We start from the raw sequence: 6,446 nt of genomic DNA on the forward strand, positions 1-6,446 counted from the left end.
TATTCCCCGGAAACAAACTTGTAGCCTATCCCTAAAATGGTCTTTATGTAAGTGGGATTCCTGCTGTCCGGCTCTATCTTTTTCCGCAGATTGCATATCACATTTGTAACGCTTGACTGGCAGCTTTCGCTCCCCATGCTCCACACGGCTTCAAAGATTTGCGCCTTTGTGAATACCCGCCCCGGACTGGCGGCAAGGTAGCAGAGCGCGCCGTATTCCAGACGGGTGAGGGAAACGTCAATCCCGTTTTTCAGTACCCGGCGTTGGTGCAATCTGATTTCCAATCCCGGAAAAGTAAGTGCCGGGGAGTGGGGCGGCTCTATGGCTTCCAGCGGTATCATATCCGCAAGGGCGGCTATGGCTTTCTCAACCGCTTTTTCTTCGGTGTCGCTGAATGTAAGCATGACTATCTTCCCGACAAATACCACCTCCCGTCATGCAGCCCTTTTCAGTCAAAACGGAACTGGAACAGGGCGGTGATAAGCCGCTGTTTTATGCTGTCCTCGGTGTCTGTGTTGACGTGTCCGTTTTCAAGGGCGGCAAGCCGGATTCTCCTGCTGTAATGCCGCAAGACTTCCTCCACGGCTTCCGGCTCTCCGCTGGTCGCCCGGACAATGGTTTCATACGGAATGAGTTTAGGATTCCCCACGCAAAAGCACCTCCATTTCCTCCTGCAACATTTGTAAAGCACTGTGTATGTAATGCCATGCCGTACTTTTACAATGCCCATATAAATCCCCGATTTCCTGCTGTGTGTAATTCCCGAAAAAGTAAAGGTAAATGATTTCCCTCTTTTTCTCCGGCAGGGATAACAGGGCTGCAGCAAGCTCGCCATTGGTGAGTATGATTGTCTGACCGCAGATTGTAACGGGGTATTGTTCGTAAGGTGATGTGAAGTATTCATCTGATGTGCTTAGAGGGTAGAACTTTTCTTCTGTGAGGTATTCAAAGGATATTTCTCTTTGCCGCCGCCTGTTCCTGTCGCGCCATGCGTTGATAGCGGCATAGCGTATAACGACTTTGCAAAAGCCATTGAAAGAATACATGATGTGTTCCCTGTATGCTTCTGTGCAATCCATAGAAATTTCCCCCTTTCTCCCACATGGGGAACAATGTTGATAGGTTCTTTTATTTTACAAGAGGTAGCTTTGTTCTACTCGGCTACCTCTTGTTAAACCGTAACAATTTAATCAAGCAATTCAATCAGATAAGACTGCAACAAAATTAGTTTTCTTATCTGTTTGCGCCCTTTTTATCCATTCCTGTCTTTCTTCTTTTGTCATGTAATCAACCAAAATCGTAAAGTAGGAAATATTATTTGCTTCGTAATATTTTTCCGCATATTGATTTAGGTCATCTGACTGCATATACCCTAAAATAACAGAAAAGAAATTTACCTTTTGGTCTTGGTCTGATTTATCTGCATACAGTGTTACCAAATCCCTATCCATGTATGGTATGATAGACGAAAAGAAAGCAATTTTATTATCATCATATATCTTTTGGCAATATTCCTTTTGAAGTTCCGTATCTAATACGGGGAAAATCGCTGAAAATCCAGTTAGGTTATTGTTTTGAAAGTATTCATCTGCAAGTATTGATAAATTATTTTCGCTGACGTAAGTAACATTTGTAATTAGCGGTATTTCTATCGTTGGATAATTTTGCATATCGCCGTTGTTTAAAGAGTAAAGCAATTTCCCTATTGCAGAAATAGCGTTACTATCATTCAGATAATCTACTGTGTTTTCATCAAAATACACTTTTATTACAGAATTATCTTCTAAGGTTATTTCTTTGCTGTTTGCGTATTCTTTGCTTAATGTATCGCTTAGATTCCAGCCCATTTCAATGATGTAGGAATCAGAATAGAAACCACGCTGAACATATGTGTATCCTTTGTTATTTTCAACAATCTTTGCGGCAGTTTCTATGACTAAATCCTTTTCTTCCTGTGTAAGAGTGTTCATATACTCACACTGCCCGGCAACATCTTCCATAAGCGTTTCCATATTGTCAAATGGTCCGATAGAGGTATAACTATCTTTTCGTACCAATACAATCTTAATGCTTCCGGCAGAAACAGAAGAAAGAGGCTTGTCATTTTCCCCTGCACCATCACAAAAGATATAGTATACTCCATCTTCTGTTAATACTTCATTCAGTATTTCGCTGCCCTTCCACGTTTTCATATCATTAGCAACAGAAGGTGCGGCATATGCACCCGTTACAAAAAAGCAGACACAAACAGCAACCGTAAAAATAGCTGTGATAGCAATAACCACTTTTGATTTTTTTCTAAATTTCATAATAGCACCTAACCTTTCTTTTAATTGTTCTGCTCCCTCTGTCAAAGTGACGGAAGCCAAAGAGCTTTTGTAAAGATTATTTGACTTAAAAAAGAAAATCAGTGTGTCCCCATACTCACGCTTCGCACTATCATCAAGTACAGATAAGACGATTTCATCGCATGACAGCTCACAAGATTTATTCACTTCCCTTTCCAGCAGATATACAAAAGGATTGAACCAATGGGCGCACACAACAATCTGTATCAGCCATTTATAAAACATATCCCTTTGCTTGTAATGAATTAGCTCATGTACAAAGATATAAGACAACTCTTTATCTTCCAATTCGCCAACAGGCAAAATGATTCTTGGTCGAAAGAAACCAATCATCATAGGGGAAGCAATCAGAGAATTACGGGATAATTCAACCCTTGTCTTGATATTCAGTTTTTCTTCACAATCAGATAGCAGATTCAAGATTTTTATATCCGATACTTCTTTATTTCCTGCTTTGATGTATTGGATAAATCCTTGATAAACCGTTACCTTGCGGACAAATAAAACCAGTGCCAATGCTGACCAGATAAAAAACAGACAGACATATTTGTTAAATGGCTCACGCATGGCAGCGGTGGTTATTTCCCGGTTTGTCTGTGTCGGCTCTGCTTTGCTGTTACCCGTATCTGCGGGAACGGGTACATTGGGGCTTGTAGGGATTTCATTCGTTATTGCTGCTGTGTCGAATTTTTCAAACAGGCTTCCAACAATCGTAGTATCGGGAGTAAAGGGAAGCAGAAACCGCAACGCAACAACTATCCAGATATAATACTGCCAACGCTTGCTGAATTTGTTTTTATACAGCGGCTTCAATCCCAAAATGAGAAGCAGTAACAGTGCGCCGGAAACAGACAGCGACAATAGTATTTTTATAAACTCATTCATTTTCTTTTCTCCAAAATGTTTCAATCTCTTTCAATTCGTCTGCCGAAAGAATATCCTGCCGCAACAAGGTCGATACTAAGTTTTTCACATTCCCGCCGTAGACTTTATCAAGAAAGCTGTGGGTCTGCATGGTCTGGTATTCTGCTTCTGTTACCGTAGCCACATACTCATTCCGTCTGCCAATTTTTTTCACTTTCAAGAACTTTTTTTCGCCCAGACGGGAAAGCAGAGTGAGTACGGTGTTGTTCTTCCATTCGTTTTTGTCTTTTTCCAATTCCTCCATGATGAGGGAGTATAAAGCCGCCCCTCCATTCTTCCAAATGATTTTCATTAGTACCAATTCGGATTCAGAAATTTGCTGTGCCATATTGTCCTCCTTTTATCTTAACATTTTGTAGGTATGCATTCATCTTAACACTTTGTAGGTGATAATGCAATACCCTAAAACAAATTTAAGAATTTATAAAAAGGTATGAAAGATAGGGGTGGGATTCCGTAGTAGTCGGCATTCGTGGTAATGTGTATAACTGGCTGTCTTATGGAATTGTGGGTAACTCTGTTTGCAGGATGTGGGAAAGCTGCACTTTAGCTTTTCCATGTGCTGTGAACAGAGTTATCCATGATTCCATAGCCAGTTATGCACATTTCCACAATGCGCCCTTGCTTTTCAGCCCTTATGCGGTTCGCTCCGCTTCCTGTTTTTTCCTGTGGTATGCTTCCCTCCTTGCGGCAAGGTAATTCTCATAGCGTTCCACCGCTTCGGGGTTTCCTGTGGCGGCTTCCTCATACATTTTCTGCCGGGATTTCTTGGTGGCTTCGGATTGGTACGCCCGTTTCTTTGCCAGTTCTGCCGCCGCTGCTGGGTCGGTTTCGGCTTGCTGTACCAGCTTTTCCATTGCAACTTTTTTCCGGCTCTTGTGGGCTTCCAGACGTTCCGATTCCTCCGGCGTTAGGGCTTCCCCCTCTTTCTGGGCGGCGGCAAGCTCTTTCAGCGTCCTTGTCTTTGGCTGTCCGGCTTTCTGCCTTTCGCGCCACGCCTTATGCTGTGCGGCTTTCTTCCGGCGGTGTTCCGCAAGCCGTTCCGTTTCCTCCGGCGTAAGCTCTGCCCCTGTTTTTTCCAGTTCCATAAGCTCCTTTATGGATTTTTTCTTAGGCGGCTTGGGCGGCTCTGCGGCTTTGCGTTTCTCCCGCCATTCCTTTTGCCATTCCCGGCTGTGTGCAAGCCGCTTTTCCTCCGCTTCCAGTTCCTCCGGGGTGAGAAGCCCCGCCTTTTTCCTTGCGGTAAATTCCCGTTTCTCTGCCTTGCGCTTCTCATACCGCGCCTTTTCAAGCTCCTTTGACCGGGCTTCCTTTGCTGCCTGTTCCTCCTGCTGGCGGCGTTGTTCCTCCACCTCTGCCGGGGTGACGATATGGGCGGGTACTTCAAACGCGCCGATAAAGTTTAGGTAAATGTCTATCCGCTGGCGGCGGTCATTCCCCCGCCCCTCGCCCTCATGCACAATTACTTTCTCGATAAACTCGTTGAGCATGGGTGTTGTAAGCTCGGAGAAATCCGTGTAGCGTTTCACAAGCTGTATAAACTGGTCTGTTTTCAGCTTGTCGGCGTTCCAGTTCTCAATCTGCCTTTGCCATTCCGCTATGGACGTTTCCAGCCCGGTCTGTTCTTCGTCATATTCGGCAAGAAGCCGGGTAAAATGCTTGTCGGGTATCTTGCCCGTGGCGTTTCCCTCGTACAGCTTTTTTACAAGCCCGTCAAGTTCTTTGTGTCGCTTCTGTGCCTTGCTGATTTTCTGTTTGCACTCTTTGACGGTCTTTTCTTGGTTCTGGTCGGATGCTTCCCGGACGCGCTCTGTAAACTCCTTTTCATTGTGCCGCACATACCAGCTCACGCGCTGGATAACGGCAAGGATGGCGGCTTCAATCTTCGCCGTGGGGATATGGTGCATGGTGCAGTCATGGATTAAATGGCGGTAGCCGGAGCAGATAAAAGCGTCCTCTACCCATTTCCCTTGCACAAGGGTATAGCGGTGTGTGAGTTTTGAGCCGCAGTCGGCGCAGTAGAGAAGCCCGGTCAAACGGTTCGGGGCGTTCTGCCGCTTCGGGGCGCGGCGCACGGTTTCCCGTATCTTCTGTACGGTCTGCCACGTTTCCTCGTCCACAATGGCGGGGATTGCGCCCTCAAAGATATACTGTTCCTCCGGCGCGGTCTTGCGGCTGCTCTTGGTCTTGTAGTTCTCGCATACGGTTTTCCCTAATACCTTGCGCCCCATATATTCCGGGCGTTTCAGTATGTAGCCGATAGTGGTCGCTGACCATGCGTAGGGGTCTGTGTATTTTGCCGCCCGGACTGGTTCGCCTGTCCGCTTCCAATGCTCGGACGGGATAGGGATTTTCTCGGCGCGGAGTTCCTTTGCTATGCTGGCTATGGTTTCCCCGGCAAGGACGCTCTGGAAGATACGGCGCACAACAGCGGCGGCTTCCTCGTCAATTATCCATTCGCCTTTTTCCTCTTTGGAAGCGCGGTAGCCATAGCAGACACTGCCAGAACAGCGCAAGCCCTTTTCCATTCTGGACTTGAAAACAGCTTTGATTTTGCGGCTGGTGTCGGCAACGTACCACTCATTTATCACGTCACGGAAAATCGACATAATATCAAAGCCATTGGCGGTGTCAAGGTTGTCATTGGCGGCGATAAAACGCACATGGTACTCGTCAAAAGTGCGCTTCAAAAGCCCCACTTCAACCACGTCACGCCCGATTCGGCTCTGGTCTTTGATGATAACAGTCGCCACGTTCCCCGCCCGGATTTCGTCTAACATAGCGTCAAGCCCCGGACGCTTGAACGTAGTCCCCCGTATTCCGTCATCAGTAAAATGCCGGATATTGGTAAAGCCGTTCTTTCTTGCGTAGTCCTCCAAAATCCGCTTCTGGTTCTCAATGCTTACGGATTCCCCGGCTCGCTCGTCGTCATGGGAGAGCCTTTCGTATAGGGCGGTGAGTTTGTCTTTCTCTGTCTGCTTCTTCATGGTGTGTAACCTCCTTTCTTTGAGGGTGCGCGCTTCCCTATAACCCTATTATACTTATCTGTTCGGGTCAGTGACGATATACGACGTTGGAAAATCCTTTGACGTACATTGCATGAGCGACGGTTTCACAAAGAACCGGGTCTTGCCGCTGCCGGAACCGCCGATTACAAGGATATTTTTGTTTCTT

General features: G+C 46.0%; 6 protein-coding genes and 1 pseudogene. All 7 read right to left on the reverse strand.

Translation table 11 applies throughout. The annotated features are described in order from the left end of the window. The coding region (locus tag NSB25_RS28445) for a winged helix-turn-helix domain-containing protein (RefSeq protein ID WP_103241355.1) at positions 1–404 on the reverse strand (404 nt) is incomplete at its 3' end. A gap of 44 nt (positions 405–448) precedes the next feature. Beyond that, complete coding sequence (locus NSB25_RS28450; protein ID WP_103241354.1) at positions 449–649, reverse strand: helix-turn-helix domain-containing protein; 201 nt, start codon at positions 647–649, stop codon at positions 449–451. Then, entirely contained in the window at positions 636–1,079 is a 444-nt protein-coding gene (locus NSB25_RS28455; RefSeq protein WP_103241353.1) for an RNA polymerase sigma factor, read from the reverse strand. The genes NSB25_RS28450 and NSB25_RS28455 overlap by 14 nt, the downstream gene beginning before the upstream one ends. Before the next feature lie 120 nt (positions 1,080–1,199). Then, positions 1,200–3,233 carry a M56 family metallopeptidase gene (locus NSB25_RS28460; RefSeq protein WP_103241352.1) on the reverse strand — a complete coding sequence of 678 codons (2,034 nt, stop codon included), beginning with the start codon at positions 3,231–3,233 and terminating at the stop codon, positions 1,200–1,202. Then, complete coding sequence (locus NSB25_RS28465) at positions 3,226–3,600, reverse strand: BlaI/MecI/CopY family transcriptional regulator (RefSeq protein WP_103241351.1); 375 nt, start codon at positions 3,598–3,600, stop codon at positions 3,226–3,228. The genes NSB25_RS28460 and NSB25_RS28465 overlap by 8 nt, the downstream gene beginning before the upstream one ends. Positions 3,601–3,907: 307 nt before the next feature. Continuing rightward, entirely contained in the window at positions 3,908–6,259 is a 2,352-nt protein-coding gene (locus NSB25_RS28470; RefSeq protein WP_103241350.1) for a recombinase family protein, read from the reverse strand. 63 nt (positions 6,260–6,322) lie between these two features. After that, positions 6,323–6,446, reverse strand: a pseudogene (locus tag NSB25_RS28475) (type IV secretory system conjugative DNA transfer family protein); the annotation flags it as partial.

It is taken from the genome of Acetatifactor muris, assembly GCF_024623325.1.
Lineage (GTDB): Bacteria > Bacillota > Clostridia > Lachnospirales > Lachnospiraceae > Acetatifactor > Acetatifactor muris.

Coding starts and splice junctions, on each gene's coding strand:
- NSB25_RS28465 (WP_103241351.1), bottom strand. CDS start 3,600: ATGGCACAGCAAATTTCTGAATCCGAATTGGTACTAATGAAAATCATT.
- NSB25_RS28460 (WP_103241352.1), bottom strand. CDS start 3,233: ATGAATGAGTTTATAAAAATACTATTGTCGCTGTCTGTTTCCGGCGCA.
- NSB25_RS28470 (WP_103241350.1), bottom strand. CDS start 6,259: ATGAAGAAGCAGACAGAGAAAGACAAACTCACCGCCCTATACGAAAGG.
- NSB25_RS28455 (WP_103241353.1), bottom strand. CDS start 1,079: ATGGATTGCACAGAAGCATACAGGGAACACATCATGTATTCTTTCAAT.